Origin of the sequence: Corynebacterium sp. c25Ua_47, from assembly GCF_039907205.1 — a bacterium.
GTDB lineage: Bacteria > Actinomycetota > Actinomycetes > Mycobacteriales > Mycobacteriaceae > Corynebacterium > Corynebacterium hiratae.
Window position 1 is genome coordinate 141,875 of record NZ_JASBOH010000002.1, and the last position, 20,899, is coordinate 162,773.

Genomic DNA, 20,899 nt, shown 5'->3' on the forward strand with positions numbered 1-20,899 from the left:
GTAGCGCCGCCGTTCTCACCAGGAAGTGAGGATGGCGGTGCTTTTTGCTGCGCGGGTGCCTGTGCTTCGTTTAGCCTAGACACCATGCATGCTATTCAGGTGACCACGACCGGAGGGCCCGAGGTCCTCACCTACGCCGAGGTAGAATCCCCCACGCCGACGAAGGAGCAGTTGCTTGTCGACGTCTCCGTGGCCGGTGTCAACTACATCGACACCTACTACCGCGAAGGCATCTACAACGCCTCCGTGCCTTTCATCATCGGTCTCGAAGGAACCGGACGCGTTGTGCACGACCCCCAGGGAGAAATCGCCCCGGGCACGATGGTGGCCTGGGATCACGCTTTCGGCTCCTATGCGGAGCAGGTCTGCGTGCCGCGCGACCGCGTGGTGGCCGTCCCCGACGAGATTCCCTCCGCCGTCGCCGGTTCGATGCTCCTGCAGGGCATGACGGCGCACTACCTCACCCACGGTGTGTATCAGCTAGGGGAAGGAGCATCCTGTCTGATCACTGCCGGTGCAGGCGGCGTGGGCTTGATCCTCACCCAGATGGCGAAGTCCCTGGGCGCCACCGTCTATTCCGTGGTCTCCACGGATGAGAAGGAAGAGCTGGCCTATGGCGCGGGCGCAGACCACGTGTTCCGCTACAGCAGCGGCTTGGCCGAGCAGGTGCGTCGTCACAACGGTGGGCGCGGCGTGGACGTGGTTTACGACGGCGTCGGCAAAGCCACCTTCGGTGAATCCCTTGAGGTTGTGCGACCGCGCGGCACGGTAGCGCTCTTCGGTGCCGCGTCGGGCCCCGTCCCGCCAATGGACCCGCAGCTGCTGAACAAGCACGGCTCCATCTTCCTCACCCGCCCCTCACTCGGCGCCTGGACCTCCCAGGAAGGCGAGTTCCAGATGCGCGCCCAGGCAGTGGTGCAGGCGGTCATCGATGGCGACCTCGACTTCCGCATCTCCGCAGAGTATCCGCTCGCCGAAGCTGCTCAGGCCCACCGCGACCTCCAAGAGCGCAAGACCACAGGCTCGATCGTCCTCCGGGTACGCGAAGACTAGCTCGCTAGAACAGCGCGGCCGACCATCCCAGCATGCGCCCGATGGGCTCCCAGCCCACGACTGCGTCGATGGACAGGCCGATAAAGAGCACCGACAGGTAGTTGTTGGAGTAAATAAACAGGCGCATGGGCTTGACCTTTGCGCCCTTCTTTACCCCTTGGTGCAGACGAATCGCCATCCAAAGGAAGACCGCGCCGGAAGACACCGCGGCCACCAAGTAGATCCACGAGGCCGCAGGGATGATAAGGAAGGTCACGATAACCGTGCCGATCGTGTACCACACGATTTGGCGGGTCACCTCTATTTCCCCGGCAACGACGGGCAGCATCGGCACCCCAGCCTTGCGGTAGTCCTCCTTGTACTTCATCGCCAGCGCCCACGTGTGGGGCGGGGTCCAGAAGAAGATAATGAGGAACAGCACCACGGCCTGCCACCAACGGTCCGGCTCCCCTGCCGGTGCATTATCACGAATGACGGCCCAACCCACCATGGCGGGCATACAGCCAGCGAGGCCACCCCAGACGATGTTCTGGGAGTTCCGCATCTTGAGGAACTTCGTGTAGACGATGACATAAAAGAAGTTGGTCAAGAGCACGAAGAACGCGGCCAGCCACGAGTTAGCGAGCACACCCAGCCAAAAGACGGATAGCGCCAACATGATCCACGCGAAGATCGCAGCATTGCGCCGCGAGATGGTCTTGCGCACTAGCGGCCGGGCACGGGTGCGCTGCATCTTCTGGTCGATCTCATAATCGACGACGTTATTGAACGTGTGGGCGGCCGCGGCACCCATCCATCCACCGAAGATGGTGGAGACGATGAGCCAGAAGTTGGAGGACACTGCCTCGAATCCACGCTGCGCCTGGAGCATAGCCGGGATTGCCGCCACGAGGAGGAGCTCAATGATCCTCGGTTTCGTTAGCGCAAAATAGGCCTTGATGGTCTCCAAGGAACAATCCTCCGTATATCCGGCACGTGGGTGTATGGCTTATGGGTCTGACGTACTGGTCGGCTGCCCGCGCTAAAAAGTTCCCGAGAACTTTGTGGCGAATCCCCGAAGCGTTCTTTGGGGATAGTCGCCGCCCACTGGCTGGCAGCGGGGCAACAGCGTCAACCATGCCAGACTACCGCCCGAAACCTGGTTTATATAATCCCCCGCCGAAGATCGAAAAACCTTTACACTGATTAACGGTATATCTGTTTCCAGAAGCGAAGTGAGGTTTTCGCCGTGTCGAACGAAAAGTTGTCCCCGGAACTGCAGGCTATGGTTGAGCGCCGTTATCCTTCGGACTGGAGTGACCTCGACACTCGCGCCGTGGATACCGTGCGCGTCCTAGCTGCCGACGCCGTCCAGAACTGCGGCTCCGGCCACCCCGGTACCGCCATGTCCCTGGCACCGCTGGCCTACACGCTCTACCAGCGCGTGCTTAACCACGATCCGGCCGATGTTCACTGGGCAGGGCGCGACCGCTTCGTACTCTCCGTTGGACACTCTTCCCTGACGCAGTACATCCAGCTCTTCCTCGGCGGCTTCGGTCTCGAGATGGAGGATCTCAAGTCGCTGCGCACCTGGGGCTCGAAGACTCCGGGCCACCCCGAGGTTCACCACACCGATGGCGTCGAGATCACCACCGGTCCCCTGGGCCAAGGCTTGGCGTCCGCGGTCGGCATGGCAATGGCCGCACGCAAGGAACGTGGCCTGTTCGATGCCTCGGCCCCGGCCGGCGAATCCCCCTTCGATCACTTCGTTTACGTCATTGCCTCCGACGGTGACTTGCAAGAGGGTGTCACCGCTGAGGCTTCTTCCTTGGCGGGCACCCAGAAGCTGGGCAATCTCATCGTCTTCTGGGATGACAACCGCATCTCCATTGAGGACGACACCAACATTGCCTTCAACGAGGACGTGGCTAAGCGTTACGAGGCCTATGGCTGGCACGTGCAGACCGTGGAGTCCGGCGAAGATGTCGAAGCCATCGAAGCAGCTGCCACCGCGGCACGCGCCGAAACCTCCCGCCCCTCCTTCATCCGAGTTAAGACCGTGATTGGTTACCCGGCACCGAACAAGATGAACACCGGTGGCGTCCACGGTGCAGCTCTTGGCGAGGATGAGGTAGCCGCCACCAAGGAGGTCCTCGGCTTCGATCCGGCGCAGTCCTTCCACATCGACGAGGAAGTCCTCGCACACACCCGCGAGCTGACCACTCGCGGTGCCGCGAAGCACGCAGAGTGGCAGGAAAAGTTTGACGCGTGGGCAGCTGCCAACCCGGAGGAGAAGAAGCTCTTCGACCGCCTCCAGGCTCGCGAGCTGCCGGCTGACTTCGCCGCAGAACTTCCGACATGGGAAGCGGGCGAATCCTTGGCCACGCGCAAGGCTTCCGAGGCCGCCATCCAGGCACTTGCAGCCTCCCTGCCGGAGATGTGGGGCGGCTCCGCCGATCTGGCAGGCTCCAACAACACAGTGATCAAGGGCGCAGATTCCTTCGGCCCAGAGTCCATCACCACCGATACTTGGACTGCCACCCCCTACGGCCGCAACCTGCACTTCGGCATCCGCGAGCACGCCATGTCCGCAGTCATGAACGGCATTGCACTGCACGGCAATACCCGCGTCTACGGTGGTACCTTCCTCATTTTCTCTGAGTACCAGTACCCGGCTGTCCGCCTCGGCGCGCTCATGTCCACCGATACCTACTACGTCTGGACGCACGATTCCATCGGGCTGGGCGAGGACGGCCCCACCCACCAGCCAGTGGAAACGCTCGCTGCCCTGCGCGCCATCCCCAACCTCTCCGTCATCCGCCCAGCGGATGCCAACGAGACCGCCCAGGCGTGGGCGGCGGCCCTTGAGTACAAGGCCGCTCCGAAGGGCCTCGCTCTGTCCCGCCAGAACCTGCCTGTACTCGAAGGAACCAAGGAGAAGGCTGCCGAAGGTGTGCGCCGCGGCGCCTACGTCCTCGTTGAGGCATCGAAGAAAACCCCGGACGTGATTCTTATCGCCACCGGCTCCGAGGTACAGCTCGCCGTGGAGGCCGCCAAGCAACTCGAGGCGGACGGTACCGCGACCCGTGTGGTGTCCGCGCCGTGCCTAGAGTGGTTCGACGAGCAGGACGCTTCCTACCGCGAGTCCGTCCTCCCCTCCTCCGTCCGCGCGCGCGTCTCCGTCGAGGCCGGTGTCTCCATGCCGTGGCACAAGTACACCGGTTCCTTCGGCCGCACCGTGTCCTTGGAGCACTTCGGCGCTTCCGCACCTGCCGCGGAACTCTTTGAGAAGTTCGGCTTCACTGCCGACGCCATTGTTGACGCCGCCCTCGAGTCCCTCAACGCTGCTCAGGCAGGCTAACCCCCTACTGCTGTCCACTACGAAAGGACCCTGCACACACCATGACACATATTGATGAGCTGGCCCGTCTCGGTACCTCGACGTGGCTCGATGATCTCTCCCGCGAGCGCTTGGATTCCGGCAACCTCCGCGAACTCCTCGACACCAAGTCCATCGTGGGTGTCACCACGAACCCGGCAATCTTTGCTGCCGCAATGTCCTCCGGCACCTCCTACGATGCCGACATCGCAGCGCTGAAGGAAAAGTCCGCTACCGCGGACGAGGCGGTGTACTCGCTCGCCATAGACGATGTCCGCAATGCCTGCGATCTCTTCACCGAGATCTATGAATCAAGTGATGGCCGGGACGGCCGAGTGTCCATCGAGGTTGATCCACGCATCTCTGCGGATGCGGAGGCAACCTTGGCACAGGCCCGCGAGCTGTGGTCCAAGGTCAACCGCCCCAACCTCATGATCAAGATCCCGGCAACCGACGGTTCCCTGCCCGCCATCTCCGATGCTCTGGCAGAAGGTATTTCCGTCAACGTCACCCTGATCTTCTCTGTCGAGCGCTACGCGCAGGTGATTGCCGCCTACAAGGAGGGAATTCAGCGCGCCGCCGAAGCAGGTAAGGATGTCTCCACTATTCACTCCGTGGCCTCCTTCTTTGTCTCCCGCTTGGACACCGAAGTCGACAAGCGCCTCGAGTTGAACGGCTCTGATGAAGCCCTCGCGCTGCGTGGAAAGGCCGGCGTGGCCAACGCCCAACGCGCCTATGCGCTTTTCCTGAAGGAGTTCAAGGACAACGGTAGCGACTTGCCTTCCGGTGCCCACCCGCAGCGGCCACTGTGGGCGTCAACGGGAGTCAAAAACCCTGACTACCCTGCCACCTTGTACGTTTCCGAGCTCGCTGGGCCGGAGACCGTCAACACGATGCCCGAGAAGACCATTGATGCGGTTCTTGCGCAGGGGAACCTGCACGGCGATACGCTGACTGAAGCTTCTGACGACGCAGCGAAGGTATGGGCACAGCTGGAGGCTGTCGGCATCGACTTCGCCGATGTTTTCACCGTGCTCGAGCAGGAGGGCGTCGACAAGTTCGTCGATGCATGGGAGGAACTGCTTGCCTCGATGACAGACCGCCTCTCCTAAAAGAGCATGAGGTTTTAAGTGCTCACCATCGGCGCGCGCCACCAACGGCCATGCAACTGTGGCCGGCGGGGCGCGTGTCGCTATGCTGAGCTGTTGGACTTATCTCACACAGACCGAAAGGACACTTAGTGAGCACTACCAGCGCGTGGGTCAACCCGTTGCGCGACGCGAAGGACAAACGCCTGCCACGTATCGCCGGGCCATCCGGCATGGTGATTTTCGGCGTCACGGGTGACTTGGCGCGCAAGAAGCTCCTCCCTGCCATCTACGACCTAGCCAACCGAGGGCTGCTGCCCGCCGGCTTCACGCTGGTGGGCTACGGCCGCCGCGACTGGGACAAGCAAGCCTTTTGCGACTACGTCCGCGAGGCCGCCGAGGCGGGTGCCCGAACGACCTTCAGTGAGCATGTGTGGGAGCACCTCGCCAAAGGAATCGAGTTTGTCCAAGGCAACTTCGACGACGCTGGCTTTGATAGGCTCTCCGCCCGGTTGTCTGAGCTCAACGCTTCCCGCGGCACCGGTGGAAACTGGGCCTATTATCTTTCGGTTCCGCCAGAGTTCTTCTCCGATATTTGCCACCAGCTAGAGCGCGTCGGCATGGCGGACAGCACGGAAAGCTCCTGGCGCCGCGTCATCATTGAAAAACCTTTCGGCCACGATCAGGCTTCCGCGCGCCAGCTCAATGAGATCGTCAATGCCGTCTTCCCGGAGTCTTCGGTGTTCCGCATCGATCATTACCTGGGCAAGGAAACAGTGCAGAACATCATGGCGCTGCGCTTCGCCAACCAGATCTTCGAGCCGATGTGGAACGCGCACTACATCGATCACGTGCAGATCACGATGGCCGAAGACATCGGATTGGGCGGACGTGCCGGCTATTACGACGGCATCGGCGCTGCGCGCGACGTCATCCAGAATCACCTCCTGCAGCTACTAGCCCTCGTCGCCATGGAGGAACCCTCCTCCTTCGACCCAGAGGCGCTCCAGGCGGAAAAGATCAAGGTGCTGCGCGCTACCAATGCGGTGCACCCGCTTAACAAAACCACCGCCCGCGGCCAGTACTCCGCCGGCTGGCAGGGCTCAGAGTATGTCAAGGGCCTGCGGGAGGAGGAAGGATTCGATCCGGAATCCACGACGGAGACCTATGCCGCGTGCACCCTCGAGGTTAATTCCCGTCGCTGGGCGGGCGTTCCTTTCTACCTGCGTACCGGCAAGCGGCTGGGCCGCCGCGTAACCGAGATTGCACTGGTGTTTAAGACCGCCCCGCACCAGCCTTTTGATCAGGGCCAAGCCGATGCGCTGGGCCAAAATGCCGTGGTGATCCGCGTCCAACCTGATGAAGGCGTCACCATGCGCTTTGGTTCCAAGGTTCCGGGCTCCACCATGGAGGTGCGTGACGTCAACATGGACTTCGCCTATGCCGAGGCCTTTACGGAAGAATCGCCGGAAGCCTATGAGCGCCTGATTCTCGACGCCCTCTTGGACGAGTCCTCCCTCTTCCCCACCAACGAGGAAGTGGAGCTGTCGTGGTCCATCCTCGACCCCATCATTGAGTACTGGTCCAGTATCGGACAGCCGGAGCAATACCGCGCTGGCACGTGGGGGCCGGAGTCCGCTAATAGAATGCTGCGCCGCCGGGGTCATTCCTGGCGCCGTCCGTAGGTCCTTAGGAGGAATGGCCTTATGATTATCCCCTTGCCCGATACGACGACGCGCAAGATCTCTAAGAAGCTTGTAGAGATGCAGGAGCACTACACGCTCACGACCGGCCGGGTCCTCACGCTCATCGTCATGACCGAAGAGGGCGATGACCTGGACAACCTGCTCGCATCGGTGCGCGATGCCTCCCACGAGCACCCTTCCCGTGTCATCGTCATCGCTACTGGAAATCTCGACGAGGACACTCGGCTCGACGCCGAGTTGCGCGTCGGTGGCGAAGCGGGTGCCTCGGAGATCGTCGTCATGCACCTGCATGGCGCCCTCGCGGATCAGGCAGAAGCGGTAGTGACTCCACTGCTTCTTCCCGATACACCAATCGTGGCGTGGTGGCCTACGGCATGCCCGCCGTCCCCGTCCTCTGTTCCGATCGGTGCGCTGGCCCAGCGCCGTATTACCAACGTTGCCTTCGGCAGTGGAGTCGATCAGTACGACCTCCACGTGCTCTCCTCTGGCTATAAGCCCGGAGATTCCGACATGTCGTGGGGTGCCATCACCCTCTGGCGCGGTATCGTCGCTTCGGCCCTCGACAGGTTCCCGCACGAACCGATCACCTCTGTGAAGATCTCCGGTGCCGAGCACCACGCCGCCGTCGACTTTGCTGCCGGCTGGCTTCTCGACGCCCTCTCCGTCCCCGTTACCCGTACTGTGTCGGACTGCGCGGCGGGTACCTTCCCGATTACCTCGGTGGTTTTCCAACGTCCCACTGCCGATGTTAGCGTCACTGTCGTTGACCCTGCGACAGTGAAGGTCAGTGTTCCGGGCTCCCCGGAATCACTCGTTAGCCTCGCGGTGCGTTCCGAAGCAGAAGTGCTTTCGGAAGAACTCCGCCATCTCGATGCGGATAAGACATACGCTCACGCTCTCCGCGCCTTAGCCCGCGTGGACTACAGTGTGTAGGCATAATCATTTCATCGTTTCCTAGTCTCATCATTCAGAAGGATCTTTCTGCACCATGGTCACGCTTCGCCGCGTTAGCGACATCGACGAGCTCATATCCTCCGCCGCACTCGCCTTTATTGAGACGGTTGCGGCGATTCAAGCCCCAGGCGGCGGCCTCCACAAGGATGGTGTCGCCCGCGTCGTGCTCACCGGTGGCGGAGCAGGAATCGGCATGCTGCGCGAGCTGGCACGGCTTCACGACGCCGCTCAACAGCAAGGCAGCGACTACCCAGCATTGGCTGTGGACTGGACGCGCATCCATGTTTTCTTCGGCGATGAGCGCAACGTGCCGGTAAGCGATCCGGACTCTAACGAGGGCCAAGCCCGTGAGGCTCTCTTGGCACACGTGGATATCCCGGAGCGCCACATTCACGGCTATGACTTGGGAGCCGTATCCATGGAGCACGCAGCACAAGCCTATGAGGGCGAGATCCGTGACTTTGCGCCGGAAGGCTTCGATATTCACCTGCTGGGCATGGGTCACGAAGGCCACATTAACTCCCTGTTCCCGCATTCAGAAGCGGTCTATGAAGACACCGACTATGCCTTCGCGGTCCACGACTCCCCCAAGCCGCCTTCTGAGCGCGTTACGTTGACTTACCCGGCCATCAACCGCTCCCAGCGCATTTGGTTCCTGGTTTCCGGTGAGGAGAAGGCCGAGGCTGTCTCCCACCTCGTGGCTGGCGCTGCGGCTGAGGACTGGCCGGCCGCAGGTGCTCAGGGCACTGAGGAAACGCTGCTGTTCTTAAGCGACGATGCCGCGCAGCGTCTCTAACAACAGCTCCCCGGCGGCTTCTCTAGGGCCGCCAATGAAAACTACAACGCCGCGTCCTTCACCTTTATTGGAGGAGGGACGCGGCGTTTGGCGTATGTGCGGCGGGGCCGAAAGACCTTTTAGCTATAAGCCTGCAGCAGGTTCAGAGCCACGATGCAGGCAAGCCAGATAACCACCATGACCACGGTGTAGCGGTCAAGGTTCTTCTCTACCACGGTGGAACCAGAGAGGTTGGACTGCACGCCGCCGCCGAAGAGGCTCGACAGGCCACCACCTTTACCTTTGTGCAGCAGCACGAAGATAGTCATCAAGATTGCGGCAATCACGAGGAGGATTTCCAGTGCCAAGATCATGAAGTAGTTCCTTGTTTACGCGTATGTACAGTGAGTATGACGCGCGTTAGTGAATCACCGTGGTGAGCCACCGTCACGCGTGGAAAAAAGGGCGCGAAGACAGCGCGCGCAATAATCCTCGATGATACACCACGTGACGGGCCAGAAACTATTCCGACCCGCCACGGCAGGATGCGGGGAGATTAGGCGCCCTGGGCGGCGTTAGCCGCCAGCTTTGCGAACTCCTCGCCCTTGAGGGAGGCGCCGCCGACGAGACCACCGTCAACGTCGGGCTTGCCCACGATCTCCGCGATAGAGTCCACCTTGACGGAGCCGCCGTAGAGGATGCGGATGCCTTCAGCAACCTCGTCGCCGCCGAGCTCGCGGACGAGCTGACGAATAGCTGCGCACACTTCCTGTGCATCCTCAGCGGAAGCAACCTTGCCGGTGCCGATAGCCCAGACAGGTTCATAAGCGATGACGGTCTTTGCCAGATCCTCAGCGGACAGGCCCTCCAGGGAGTTGCGGGTCTGGGTCACCACGTAATCGACGTGAGTGCCCTTCTCGCGGACATCCAGGGGCTCGCCGACGCACACGATGGGGCTGATGCCGTTGGCCAACGCTGCCGCGGCCTTTTCTGCGACGAGCTTGTCGGTTTCGCCGTGGTACTCGCGGCGCTCGGAGTGGCCCACCACTGCCCAGGAGCAGCCCAGGGCGGAGAGCATCTTGCCGGATACCTCACCGGTGTAGGCGCCGGACTCGTGCTTGGAGATGTCCTGCGCGCCATAGGTGAACTGCAGGTCGTCACCGTCGACGAGCGTCTGAACCGTGCGGATATCGGTGAACGGGACCATGAAAGCCACGTCGACCTTTTCGTAGTATTCCTTCGGCAAGGAGAAAGCGAACTTCTGGAGGGAGCCGATAGCTTCCTTGTGGTCGAGGTTCATCTTCCAGTTACCAGCGATAAGCGGGGTACGTGCCATGATTAGCCTTTCTCGAAGTCAGACTGTGTTGAGAGGGTGGTTGATTAGGATTCCAGGACCTTGACGCCCGGCAGCTCCTTGCCTTCCAGGAACTCCAGGGAAGCACCACCACCGGTGGAGATGTGGGAGAAGCCGTCCTCGTCGAGGCCGAGCAGTCGGACGGAAGCTGCGGAGTCACCGCCACCCACGACGGTGAAGGAACCATTCTTGGCCGTAGCATCGATGATGGACTGCGCCACACCTGCGGTGCCCTTGGAGAAGGCTTCCATCTCGAAGACACCCATCGGGCCGTTCCAGAAGACGGTCTTGGAGGAAGCGATGACCTCATCGAACTTCTTCACCGATTCCGGTCCGATATCGAGGGACATCCATCCCTCCGGGATACCGTCGAGGCCCACAACCTTATTTTCTGCATCGGCATTGAACTCGGTGGCAGCGACGAGGTCGACCGGCAGGACGATCTTATCGCCGAAGCGCTCCAGCAGCTCCTTGCAGTTGTCGATCTGGTCTTCCTGCAGCAGGGAGTTCTGGACGTTGTAGCCCTGTGCTGCCAGGAGGGTGTAGCACATGCCGCCGCCGATGATGACGTTGTCGGCCTTACCGGCGAGCGCCTCAATCACACCAAGCTTGTCGGATACCTTGGCGCCGCCAAGAACGACAACGTACGGGTGCTCTGGCTTCTCTGCTACCGCCGCCAGGGTTTCCACTTCCTTCTGCACGAGCTTGCCGGCGTAAGCAGGCAGGCGCTTAGCCACGTCGTACACGGACGCCTGTGCGCGGTGAACGACACCGAAACCATCGGAGACGAAGGCACCGTTGTCTGCAGCCAGAGCGACGAGTTCGTCAGCGAAGGCGCCGCGCTCTGCCTCGTCCTTCGAGGTCTCGCGTGGATCGAAGCGGACATTCTCCAGCAACAGGACATCGCCCTCGTTGAGACCGTTAGCGCGCTCGTGGGCGTCCTCGCCGCTGACATCCCCGGCGAGGGCGACATACTGATCCAGTGCCTCAGACAGAGCTTCTGCTACTGGGGCCAGCGAGTACTTCGGGTTGACCTCGCCCTTCGGGCGGCCCAAGTGCGCCGACAGGATGACCTTCGCACCGCCTTCAATCAAGGCCTTGATGGTCGGCAAGGAAGCGGTGATGCGGCCGGAGTCGGTGATGTTTCCTTCATCATCAAGTGGGACGTTGAAGTCAGAACGGACGAGGACGTGGCGGCCGGAGACGCCTTCTGCGAGCAGGTCGTCCAGAGTCTTGAAAGCCATGATGTTCTCCTTAAAAGTAGGTACTCAAGCTAAAGGTTAATGCTATTCAATGGGAAAGTGTGCTGGTTCCTTATAAACGACTATCGGCCCAGCGCACGCCACGAAATTATGGAGGGTGAGGCGTGGCGCATGGGCCGGTGTCTAGCCTGTGGAGCTGTCACAGGCGATCACAGCTTGGTTCACTGTGGTCATTCTAAAGAGTCAACTTTAGAGCTTGGAGGCAACCAGGGAGGTGGTGCGCACGAGCTGGCTGGTGTAGCCCCACTCGTTGTCGTACCAGCCAAGGACCTTGACGAAGTTGCCGTTGGAAACCTTGGTCATGCCCGCATCGAAGATGCAGCCGTGGGAGTCGGTGATGATGTCGGTGGAGACAATCGGATCCTCGGTGTAACCCAGGGTCTCGCCGAACTCGCCGGTGGCGGCTTCCTTGATAGCAGCGTTGATTTCCTCAGCGGTGACGTCGCGGGATGCCTGGAAGGTCAGGTCGGTGGCGGAACCGGTGATGGTCGGAACGCGCATTGCGTAGCCGTCGAGCTTGCCCTCCAGCTCTGGGAGAACCAGGGAGACGGCCTTTGCTGCACCAGTGGAGGTCGGAACCATGTTGACGGCTGCGGCGCGGGCGCGGCGCAGGTCGCGGTGCGGAGCATCCTGGATGCGCTGGTCACCGGTGTAGGCGTGGATGGTGGTCATCAGGCCCTTCTCGATACCGAACTTCTCGTGCAGGACCTTGGCCATCGGGGCCAGGCAGTTGGTGGTGCAGGATGCGGCGGAGATGACGTTGTGCTTCTCAGCGTCGTACTCATCGGAGTTAACGCCGTAGACGAAGGTTGCGTCGACGTTCTTACCAGGAGCAGAGATGATGACCTTCTTGGCGCCGGCCTCGATGTGAGCCTTGGCGGCCTCACCATCGGTGAAGAAACCGGTGGACTCGATGACGATGTCGACGTTGTGCTCGCCCCAGTTCAGGTTCTTCGGATCGCGCTCTGCGGAGACTGCAATCTTGTGACCGTTGACGGTGATGGACTCGTCGTCGTGCTCGATCTCACCGTCGAAGCGGCCCAGCACCGAGTCGTACTTGAGCAGGTTGGCCAGGGTTGCGTTGTCGGTCAGGTCGTTGACTGCGACGACCTCGAGGTCATTGTTGCCCTGTGCGACTGCACGGAAGAAGTTGCGGCCGATGCGGCCAAATCCGTTGATACCTACGCGAATGGTCACTGTAATGTCTCCTCAAATAATCGAGTGAAGTTCTATCGTGGGGGCTTCCGAGACTTTGTCTTTATAGGCAGTGCGGTGGACCGTTCTTGCGGAACCGTTGCCCCTGCCACTTCCGTGACGTGCTCGGTGGTTTTCCCAACACGGCCGATAGTACCCACGGTTTGTGCATCCCGCAGTGCTCCTGCCCGTCCCCAACGCGAGTGGTCGCACGAGGCCAAAAAGAGGCGTATAGTGGTTGGGCCGTCGCAGAGAATTTGAGACAACCCTCGAGCTATACACCTGCAGTTATGCCCGTTTGTGTGGGATTATGTTGAGGACTTTCACTGCGGGGTGGGATATCTCACTAAAGCAAAAAAGAGCGGATTAATCCAAAAAGAAATGCGGCAACAGCCGCACAGAAATCGGGCGTGATCCCCGGTCTAATGCCCGAACGGGCACGAGTAACTAGGACTCTTCGAATAGATCCTCAGTGACGGCCTTCGTCGTATCTGGGACTCCAAGCTCCTTGGCACGCTTGTCCGCCATAGACAAAAGGCGCCGAATACGCCCGGCCACCGCATCCTTAGTCATTGGCGGATCAGCCAGGCGGCCGAGCTCTTCCAAAGAGGCCTCACGATGCTGCACGCGCAAGCGGCCGGCATCCGCGAGATGCTCCGGAACGTCATCGCCCAAGATGACCATCGCGCGTTCGACGCGTGCTGCAGCCGTCACGGCCGCGCGGGCAGAGCGGCGCAAGTTGGCATCATCGAAATTATCGAGACGGCGAGACGTATCGTGAGCTTCTCTCTGGATGCGCTTCTTTTCCCATGTCAGGCGCGTCTCTTGGGCGCCCATACGGGTCAGCAGCGCGCCAATGGCGTCGCCGTCGCGCACGACGACGCGGTCCGCGCCGCGCGTTTCCTTTGTCTTCGCCGCCACGCCCAAACGGCGCGCGCAGCCGACAAGAGCGAGTGCAGCCTCCTGGCACGGGCAAGTCACCTCAAGCGCTGAGGAGCGGCCCGGTTCGGTCAAGGAACCTTGCGCCAAGAAGGCGCCGCGCCAGGCTGCTTCATTATCGGCTACAGAACCAGAGATGACTTGTGGAGGCAAACCCACCACGGGGTGGCCGGAGCGGGTTACCAAACCAAGGCGTCTGGTCAGTTCCTTGGCACCGGTGGTGATGCGCACTTGCACACGACTCTTCTTGGACGAAGCCGCGGGTCCAGCGACGTGGGTGCTGGCGGAAATCGAATAGAGCTCATCGAGTGCGGTGACGAGGCGGTTCGCTACGCTTTGTGATTCCAGTTCCACCTCGTACATCACGCGGTCCCCGGTGATGTGGAGCTCGCCAGCGAACCTGAGGATCGCGGCAACCTCCGCCGCGCGGGCGGACTGGCGCGGCACGGACACCGCCGTAAGTTCCTCCTTGACCTGATCGGTCAATGACGCAGACACCTCGTGCCTCCCCTTTCAACTCGTGGACGTAGCGCACCGCGCAGATTGGCGTGGGCGAGACGCGGCGGTGAACGATGAATGCCCCATAGTCTATCGCGCGCTTAACCGCGATGAGTGTCTGGGGCTCCCGCTGTGGCATCGCGTTCGGCGGCATACTCGGTGTAAAGCTCGGTGAGCACCTGCGCCAGCTTGTCTGGGCAGTGCTTATTGATCGACTTCCCGTCTTCATCGTATTGGCACACGTCTCGGAAGACTGCCGTAGCGCCCAGAACACTGGCGGCGCGCTGAACAAAGACGCGCTCCGACTCGTTCGGAAGCCCGGATGCGTCAACGATAACGCGGTCTACCCGCAGGCTCGGGGCGTGCTGTGCTAGGACATGCAGGTGGCGCTCGGCAGAAAAACCTTGGGTCTCACCCGGCTCAGCAGAAAGATTGAGCACCACCACGCGGAGAGCATCCGACGAGGTAATCGCGTCGACGATATCCGGCACCAGGACGTGTGGAAGAACGGAACTAAACCAGGAACCAGGACCTAGGGTGATCAGGTCCGCGTCGTGCAGCGCGCTAATGGTTTCCGGGTTGGCCCCAGGCTTCTCCGGAATGATGCGCACTCGGCGCACCTGCCCCACGGTCGATGCAACAGCCACCTGGCCGCGGACCGAGCGAATGATACGGGGGTCGTCGTCAAGCCCAGAAACATCCGCCTCAATCTCCAGAGGTAAGTTCACGGCTGGCAGTACCCGGCCGGCTGACTCCGTCAAGCGTGCAACGGCATCGAGAGCGGCCTGGAAATCCCCCAACACCTCAGTGAGTCCAGCGATGAGGAGGTTGCCCACGGCGTGGCCGGCCATCGCACCGGTGCTCTGAAAACGATGCTGCAGCGTCTCGGCCCACAGCTGGCCTTCCTCCGTATCGCTGGATAAAGCGGCGAGGGCCATGCGCAAATCACCTGGCGGAATAATGTCCATCTCGCGGCGCAACCGGCCGGAAGAACCGCCGTCATCGGCCACGGTGACGATGGCAGAGATTGCCTCCGCGCCCGTGCGGCGAGCAGCGAGCAAGGTTTGATAAAGACCATGGCCGCCGCCCAGGCTAGCCATGTGGAGTGGGAGAGTCGTCACGTAAGTACTAGCTTTCAGTCATGTAATAAAAGGAATGAATACGAATCTTCTCGATACGTATCGCGCCTAGTCGCGGGCGATGTCTCGGTGCAGGGTGCTCACGTCCAAGTCTCCGCGCTCGCTAAGGCGGCGGGCGATCTCTTCCGTGACGGCCACGGAACGGTGGTGCCCACCCGTGCAACCAATGCCTACGGTGATGAAATTCTTCCCCTCGTGGCGATACCCCGTGAGCATCGAGTCCAACATGTCGATGAAGCGCTCGATAAAAGGCTCAGCGGCGTCTTGGGACAGAACGTAATCCGACACCGGCTCATCGGTGCCCCGGTAGCCCCGCAGTTCCGGTACCCAGTAAGGATTGGGAAGAAAACGGACGTCGACGACAAGGTCAGCGTCCCGCGGAGAACCATGCTTGAAGCCGAAGGACTGGAGCGTGACGTGCTGGCGTTCCCCACGCATGTCACCGAAGGCAGCCTCGATGGCACGGCGTAGGTCATGAACAGACAGGTTCGTCGTGTCGATGATAATGTCCGCACGCTCACGAATGGATTGCACGGCGGCGCGCTCGCGTTGGATGCCGGCCTTCAGCGTTTCACCGTCCTGCAGCGGGTGCGTGCGACGCACCGAATCGAAGCGGCGAATCAGTACGTCATCGCGCGCATCGAGGAAAAGCAGGGTCGGCTTCATATCCAGCTGCTCTAGTTCATCCAAGGTTTCTGCCAAAGAACCAGGGAACATGCGGGAGCGTACGTCGGTGACCGCGGCGATCTTCGTAACTGGAGAATCCGGACGCGCACACAGCTTCAGGAGGTCAACGATGGCCTTCGGCGGGATGTTGTGGGCGACGTAGTAGCCCTTATCCTCCAACACTTTTGCCGCCGACGTCAGGCCGCCGCCCGACATGCCGGTAATCAAAATGGGCGGAGAATCAAACAACGTCATGGCCTCCATTCTTACCACTTAAGTGGTTGCCACGGTAGGAATCCGGTCTAGGAATACGGTGGGAATCCCTCCTAAGAGTCGTGAAGGTGATCAAAGACGGTCTGAGCTAGTTTGGGACCGAATCCCTTCACCTCAGCAATGTCCTCCACGCTTGCGTCCTTGAGCTTCTTTACCGAGCCGAAGTGCTTCACTAGGTCCGTGCGACGCTGCGGCCCCAAGCCCGGGACCGCGTCGAGGACGGAGGAGCGCATCCGCTTTGAACGCTGCTGGCGGTGATAAGAAATAGCTACGCGATGGGCCTCGTCGCGCAGGTGCTGGAGTAGAAATAGCGCCTGCGAATTGCGCGGTAGAATCACCGGTTCGTCATCACCAGGCACCCACACCTCCTCCAAACGCTTGGCCAGACCGATGAGTGTTACATCGACGATGCCGAGCTCATCAAACACAGCTTGCGCGGCTGCCACCTGCGGTGCGCCGCCATCTACGATGAAGAGCTGAGGCGGATAAGAGCTGCGTTTGGTCTGGCTCGCCGCCTCTTCGCGCACCAGCTCCTCAGCGAAGGTGGTGTTCTCTAGCTCTTCGTCAGGCACCGCCCGCTTATCGTCATGGTGATGCTTAAACCGGCGGCGGGTGACTTCGGCGATGGAACCGACATCGTCCGAGCGGCCATCGCCCGCCGCTTCCTTGATGCGATAACGCCGGTAGTCGGACTTACGGGGCAGCCCATCCTCGAAAACCACCAGGGAGGCCACAACATCGGTGCCCTGAATGTGGGAGATATCCGTGCACTCGATGCGCAACGGCGCGGAATCCATGCCCAGTGCTTCCTGCAGCTCCTGGAGTGCGGCGGAGCGCGCAGTGAGGTCGCCAACACGCTTGAGTTTGTGCTGTTTCAGTTGCTCCTTGGCATTGCGCTCGACGGTCTCCATCAGCGCGCGCTTATCCCCTCGCTGCGGAACGCGCAGATCGATCTGGGCGCCACGCAGCTCCTCCAAAACGATCTTGACCTCATCGGCTTCATCGGGCAGTTCCTGGACCAAGATCTCCCGCGGAATAGCGTTTCCACGATGCTCCTCGGCATGGGATTCCTGGTCCACTCCCCTACGCTCCAACTTCGCGTCTTCTTCAGCCTCTAGGCGCTGGCGTTCTGCCGCGTCAGAATAGAACTGAATAAGGAAGTTTTGAATCAAAGCCGGCAGACCAGGATCTGGCTCGCCTTCGCGCACCGCGTCAGTCGTTGCCTGATCTCCGGAACGCTCCACAACCCAGCCGCGCTGCCCGCGGATGCGTCCCGAACGCACATGGAAGATCTGGACTGCAGCTTCCAGTTCATCCGAGCTAAACGCAATGAGGTCCGCATCCGTGCCATCAGGCAACACCACTGCCTGCTGCTCCATCAACTTGTCGATGGCACCCAAGTCATCGCGCAGGCGGGCCGCCAATTCAAACTCCAGGTTCTCCGCAGCCTCCTCCATGCGCTGCGTGACCCGCTTGCGAACGGGTGCGGTGTTACCGTTCATGAAGCTGATGAGTTGGTTAACGGTGTCGCGATGTTCTTCCGGGCTAACGCGGCCGATGCAGGGGGCATCGCACTTGCCGATATACCCCAGCAAGCAGGGCCGCCCCAAGCGCTCGTGGCGGTTGAACACACCCTTGGCGCAGGTACGCATGGGAAAGATGCGAGTGAGAAGATCCAGGGATTCACGCACCGCCCAGGCATGGGAATAGGGACCGAAATAGCGCACGCCTTTGCGGCGTGGGCCCCGGTAGAAAAACGCACGCGGAATGGTCTCCCCAACGGATACCGCGAGCATGGGATAAGTCTTATCATCGCGGTACATCACGTTAAAGCGCGGATCGAAGCGCTTAATCCACGTGTACTCCAGCTGCAGCGCTTCCACCTCGCTGGCCACCACGGTCCATTCCACCGAGGCCGCCGTCAGCACCATCTGGCGAGTGCGCGGGTGTAGTTGAGTGATGTCCTGGAAGTAGTTGGATAACCGTGCCCGCAGGTTCTTTGCCTTGCCCACATAGACGACCCGGCGGTTCTCATCACGGAACTTATAAACGCCCGGATCTGTAGGGATGCTTCCGGGCGCGGGACGGTACTGAGAGGGATCAGCCACTAGTCATCCTGCGGCATGTAACGGGCTTCTAGGTCGCGGAAAGAGCGGACATTGGTGATCACGTCGTCCTTATCGCCCGACTGCAGGGCCCAGACCGGCACGTATTCAAAGTCCGGAAGCTCGATGCGCGCCATGCGGGAGCCTTCGGGGAAGGACAGTCCGTAGATGACCTGCCACGGGTAGAAACGGGTTCCCACGATATTGCGGACCTCCACCCCGTCGGAGTTCGCGCGCAGCCGCGGGCGAGTCAGCGCCAGCCAAGACAAAATGGAAATCACCACGCCGACGCCGGGAAAAGCGAACTTATCAATCGTCGTCACCGTCGCGCCGGTAAAGGACAGACCCACCGTAAAGCCCATGAAAAGGTGCGCGGCCATAACGAGAATGATCCAGATGATGGCCACCTTGCGCAGGTAGGGAGAGGTAACTTCATACTCCCAGGGCTTGGACGACGTCTGGGCGAAAGGATCCGCGCTGGTATAGGCCAGCATTTGCTCATCGCTCATGCCGCGTCCTGGTCCCCCGGCCGCCATCGACGCAGCCGGCTGCGAAGAGGCGGAGGACTGGTTGGCATGGGCCGACTGTGCCCGCTCTTCGTGCCCGGAAGGCACCTGTGAGTCCGTCATCGAGTTTTCCATCTCCTCATCACTCCGCTGAGGCAGGCCACTCCCCCTGCCGGATACGCCAGGCGGCGTGGTTGCACTTGGCAGCCTACTTTTGGTTTGACTCATTCAGTGTACGCAACGTGTGCACGGTTTCTAAAGCTGCGTGCATGGCCTCGGCACCTTTATCCTCTTCAGAGTCCGCAAAGCCGGCGCGATCGACGGCTTGCTCATAGTCGTTGACCGTCAGAACTCCATTAGCCACTGGGGTCGATTCATCGAGCGCGATGCGCGTCAGGCCCTGCGTCACGGAATCGCAGACGTAATCAAAGTGCGGGGTGCCACCACGAACAACGCAGCCCAACGCAACCACGGCATCATGGGTGCGCGCGGCGGCTTGGACCACGACGGGCAGTTCGAGGGCCCCGACCACGCGCAGGGGCGTGACCGCGGCGCCGGCGGCTTCGGCAGTCTCGAGCGCTCGACGATGCAGCTGATCACAGATCTCTGCGTTCCACGTTGCGGTAACGACAGCGACGCGGATACCTTCCCCGGAGACATTGTTCGGGGTGGGCAGGCCTTCCTTGCTCATAGTGTGCTCCTTGTGCTCAAAGCTTGATACTCAATGCGTGATGGTTAGGGGCGCTGAAGCGCTTTATCCCCAACTCTAGGAGTGTTTCTGATCCCATTCGGCTACCTGGGGCAGATCATGCCCCATCCGGTCACGCTTGGTGCGCAGATAGCTGATGTTCTCCGCTGTGGCGGGGGTAGCCAGCGCTGTGCGCGCGGTGGCATCAATGCCGAAGCCTTGCAGCCCCTCGCCCTTGTGCGGGTTATTGGTCAAGAGGTTCACGGATTTCACGCCGACGTCGCGTAGGATTTGTCCGGCCACGGAGTATTCGCGTGCATCCTCCGGCAGGCCCTGCTCCACGTTGGCATCAACGGTATCGAGGCCTTCGTCCTGCAGGCGGTAGGCCTTGAGCTTGTTGACCAGGCCAATTCCGCGTCCTTCCTGTCCACGCAGGTAGATGACGATGCCGCGTCCCGCTTCTTGCACCGCACGGAGGGATTCCTGCAGCTGCGGACCACAGTCACAGCGCTGGGAGGAAAAGACGTCACCTGTAAGGCACTCAGAGTGAACGCGAACGGGTACATCCTCGGCACCGGAATAGCTTTCCACATCACCAACGAAAAGGGCGATATGCTCGCGCTTGTCGACGTCATTCGAATAACCTACCGCGCGAAACTCGCCGTACTCGGTGGGCAGGCGAGTTTCGACTTGGCGGTGAACCTGCTGTTCGTTGTGGCGACGCCACTCGATGAGCTGCTCAATGGAGATCATCGTCAGCCCGTGGGCGTCGGCAAAGCGGCGCAGCTCCGGGGAGCGCGCCATGTCCGTGGGATCCTCTTCAGAGACGATCTCACAGAGCACGCCAGCTGGGCGAAGGCCTGCCAAGCGAGCCAGATCGATGGCGGCTTCCGTGTGCCCGTCACGTTCGAGCACGCCATTCGGGCGCGCGGCGAGCGGGACCACGTGTCCGGGGCGGGTAAATTCCGACGACTTAGAGGAGGGATCGGCCAACCTGCGGATAGTTTCGCAACGTGAGGTGGCAGAGATACCAGTGGAACCATTAGCCAAGTCCACCGTGACGGTGTAGGCGGTCTGCCGTACGTCCTGGTTCACCGCGAACATCGGGGGTAAGTTCAAACGCTCGCAGTCTTCTGGGAGCAGCGGTGCGCAAATGTAGCCGGAGCTGTAGCGCACCATAAAGGCCACGAGCTCCGGGGTGGCGAGCTCAGCGGCGAAAATGAGGTCACCTTCGTTCTCGCGGTCCTCATTGTCCACGACGACGACCGCCTTGCCGGCCGCGATGTCCGCGATGGCTTGGTCGACGCTATCTAAACTAAAAGCTGAATCTGCAGCGCTCAT

General features: G+C 61.1%; 18 protein-coding genes. 6 read left to right on the forward strand and 12 right to left on the reverse strand.

Features of this window, described 5'->3' with window-relative positions; genetic code table 11:
- Positions 1–84 precede the first annotated feature (84 nt).
- The gene (locus QKE52_RS02900; protein ID WP_049157446.1) at positions 85–1,053 is read left to right on the forward strand and encodes a quinone oxidoreductase; all 969 of its coding nucleotides are present in this window, start codon (positions 85–87) and stop codon (positions 1,051–1,053) included.
- A gap of 4 nt (positions 1,054–1,057) precedes the next feature.
- On the opposite strand, the gene QKE52_RS02905 is transcribed toward QKE52_RS02900, so the two are convergent.
- Positions 1,058–2,002 (reverse strand): heme o synthase, encoded by a 945-nt coding sequence (locus QKE52_RS02905; RefSeq protein ID WP_070681234.1) that lies wholly within the window; start codon positions 2,000–2,002, stop codon positions 1,058–1,060.
- A 315-nt stretch (positions 2,003–2,317) separates the two neighbouring features.
- Here QKE52_RS02905 and tkt point away from each other — a divergent pair, with 315 nt between their 5' ends.
- From tkt to pgl, 5 genes are all read left to right on the forward strand, one after another.
- Entirely contained in the window at positions 2,318–4,393 is a 2,076-nt protein-coding gene (gene tkt, locus QKE52_RS02910) for a transketolase (RefSeq protein WP_347948207.1), read from the forward strand.
- A gap of 41 nt (positions 4,394–4,434) precedes the next feature.
- A complete protein-coding gene (gene tal / locus QKE52_RS02915; protein WP_347948083.1) occupies positions 4,435–5,523 on the forward strand; it encodes a transaldolase in 1,089 nt (362 codons plus the stop codon).
- Between the two features lie 128 nt (positions 5,524–5,651).
- A complete protein-coding gene (gene zwf, locus QKE52_RS02920; protein WP_049157454.1) occupies positions 5,652–7,184 on the forward strand; it encodes a glucose-6-phosphate dehydrogenase in 1,533 nt (510 codons plus the stop codon).
- Positions 7,185–7,205: 21 nt separating this feature from the next.
- Positions 7,206–8,138 (forward strand): glucose-6-phosphate dehydrogenase assembly protein OpcA, encoded by a 933-nt coding sequence (locus QKE52_RS02925; protein ID WP_046649108.1) that lies wholly within the window; start codon positions 7,206–7,208, stop codon positions 8,136–8,138.
- A gap of 55 nt (positions 8,139–8,193) precedes the next feature.
- Positions 8,194–8,955, forward strand: a complete 762-nt coding sequence (gene pgl / locus QKE52_RS02930; RefSeq protein ID WP_046649107.1) for a 6-phosphogluconolactonase — start codon at positions 8,194–8,196, stop codon at positions 8,953–8,955.
- A gap of 119 nt (positions 8,956–9,074) precedes the next feature.
- On the opposite strand, the gene secG is transcribed toward pgl, so the two are convergent.
- The 11 genes from secG to QKE52_RS02985 form a co-directional block, all read right to left on the reverse strand.
- The gene (gene secG, locus QKE52_RS02935; RefSeq protein ID WP_046649106.1) at positions 9,075–9,308 is read right to left on the reverse strand and encodes a preprotein translocase subunit SecG; all 234 of its coding nucleotides are present in this window, start codon (positions 9,306–9,308) and stop codon (positions 9,075–9,077) included.
- A gap of 182 nt (positions 9,309–9,490) precedes the next feature.
- A complete protein-coding gene (gene tpiA, locus QKE52_RS02940) occupies positions 9,491–10,270 on the reverse strand; it encodes a triose-phosphate isomerase (protein ID WP_046649105.1) in 780 nt (259 codons plus the stop codon).
- 44 nt (positions 10,271–10,314) lie between these two features.
- Entirely contained in the window at positions 10,315–11,532 is a 1,218-nt protein-coding gene (locus tag QKE52_RS02945; RefSeq protein WP_046649104.1) for a phosphoglycerate kinase, read from the reverse strand.
- A gap of 207 nt (positions 11,533–11,739) precedes the next feature.
- Positions 11,740–12,747, reverse strand: a complete 1,008-nt coding sequence (gene gap, locus QKE52_RS02950) for a type I glyceraldehyde-3-phosphate dehydrogenase (protein WP_070511751.1) — start codon at positions 12,745–12,747, stop codon at positions 11,740–11,742.
- A gap of 444 nt (positions 12,748–13,191) precedes the next feature.
- Entirely contained in the window at positions 13,192–14,181 is a 990-nt protein-coding gene (gene whiA / locus QKE52_RS02955; RefSeq protein ID WP_046649102.1) for a DNA-binding protein WhiA, read from the reverse strand.
- Between the two features lie 101 nt (positions 14,182–14,282).
- Positions 14,283–15,281 carry a uridine diphosphate-N-acetylglucosamine-binding protein YvcK gene (gene yvcK / locus QKE52_RS02960; protein WP_347948208.1) on the reverse strand — a complete coding sequence of 333 codons (999 nt, stop codon included), beginning with the start codon at positions 15,279–15,281 and terminating at the stop codon, positions 14,283–14,285.
- An 87-nt stretch (positions 15,282–15,368) separates the two neighbouring features.
- Positions 15,369–16,250, reverse strand: coding sequence for an RNase adapter RapZ (gene rapZ / locus QKE52_RS02965; RefSeq protein ID WP_070511748.1), 882 nt, complete (start codon positions 16,248–16,250; stop codon positions 15,369–15,371).
- Between the two features lie 62 nt (positions 16,251–16,312).
- The gene (gene uvrC / locus QKE52_RS02970; protein ID WP_347948086.1) at positions 16,313–18,367 is read right to left on the reverse strand and encodes an excinuclease ABC subunit UvrC; all 2,055 of its coding nucleotides are present in this window, start codon (positions 18,365–18,367) and stop codon (positions 16,313–16,315) included.
- Positions 18,367–18,900, reverse strand: a complete 534-nt coding sequence (locus tag QKE52_RS02975; protein ID WP_185963770.1) for a PH domain-containing protein — start codon at positions 18,898–18,900, stop codon at positions 18,367–18,369. The genes uvrC and QKE52_RS02975 overlap by 1 nt, the downstream gene beginning before the upstream one ends.
- A gap of 178 nt (positions 18,901–19,078) precedes the next feature.
- Positions 19,079–19,561, reverse strand: a complete 483-nt coding sequence (gene ribH / locus QKE52_RS02980; protein ID WP_158395443.1) for a 6,7-dimethyl-8-ribityllumazine synthase — start codon at positions 19,559–19,561, stop codon at positions 19,079–19,081.
- A gap of 75 nt (positions 19,562–19,636) precedes the next feature.
- Complete coding sequence (locus tag QKE52_RS02985) at positions 19,637–20,899, reverse strand: bifunctional 3,4-dihydroxy-2-butanone-4-phosphate synthase/GTP cyclohydrolase II (protein ID WP_347948087.1); 1,263 nt, start codon at positions 20,897–20,899, stop codon at positions 19,637–19,639.

Bases quoted from the DNA above. Each gene is read 5' to 3' on its own strand.
- ribH (WP_158395443.1), bottom strand. From the start codon at position 19,561: ATGAGCAAGGAAGGCCTGCCCACCCCGAACAATGTCTCCGGGGAAGGT.
- QKE52_RS02985 (WP_347948087.1), bottom strand. From the start codon at position 20,899: ATGAGCGCTGCAGATTCAGCTTTTAGTTTAGATAGCGTCGACCAAGCC.
- tal (WP_347948083.1), top strand. From the start codon at position 4,435: ATGACACATATTGATGAGCTGGCCCGTCTCGGTACCTCGACGTGGCTC.
- yvcK (WP_347948208.1), bottom strand. From the start codon at position 15,281: ATGGCTAGCCTGGGCGGCGGCCATGGTCTTTATCAAACCTTGCTCGCT.
- QKE52_RS02975 (WP_185963770.1), bottom strand. From the start codon at position 18,900: ATGGCGGCCGGGGGACCAGGACGCGGCATGAGCGATGAGCAAATGCTG.
- QKE52_RS02900 (WP_049157446.1), top strand. From the start codon at position 85: ATGCATGCTATTCAGGTGACCACGACCGGAGGGCCCGAGGTCCTCACC.
- QKE52_RS02945 (WP_046649104.1), bottom strand. From the start codon at position 11,532: ATGGCTTTCAAGACTCTGGACGACCTGCTCGCAGAAGGCGTCTCCGGC.
- rapZ (WP_070511748.1), bottom strand. From the start codon at position 16,250: ATGGAGGCCATGACGTTGTTTGATTCTCCGCCCATTTTGATTACCGGC.
- QKE52_RS02925 (WP_046649108.1), top strand. From the start codon at position 7,206: ATGATTATCCCCTTGCCCGATACGACGACGCGCAAGATCTCTAAGAAG.
- tkt (WP_347948207.1), top strand. From the start codon at position 2,318: ATGGTTGAGCGCCGTTATCCTTCGGACTGGAGTGACCTCGACACTCGC.
- secG (WP_046649106.1), bottom strand. From the start codon at position 9,308: ATGATCTTGGCACTGGAAATCCTCCTCGTGATTGCCGCAATCTTGATG.
- pgl (WP_046649107.1), top strand. From the start codon at position 8,194: ATGGTCACGCTTCGCCGCGTTAGCGACATCGACGAGCTCATATCCTCC.
- tpiA (WP_046649105.1), bottom strand. From the start codon at position 10,270: ATGGCACGTACCCCGCTTATCGCTGGTAACTGGAAGATGAACCTCGAC.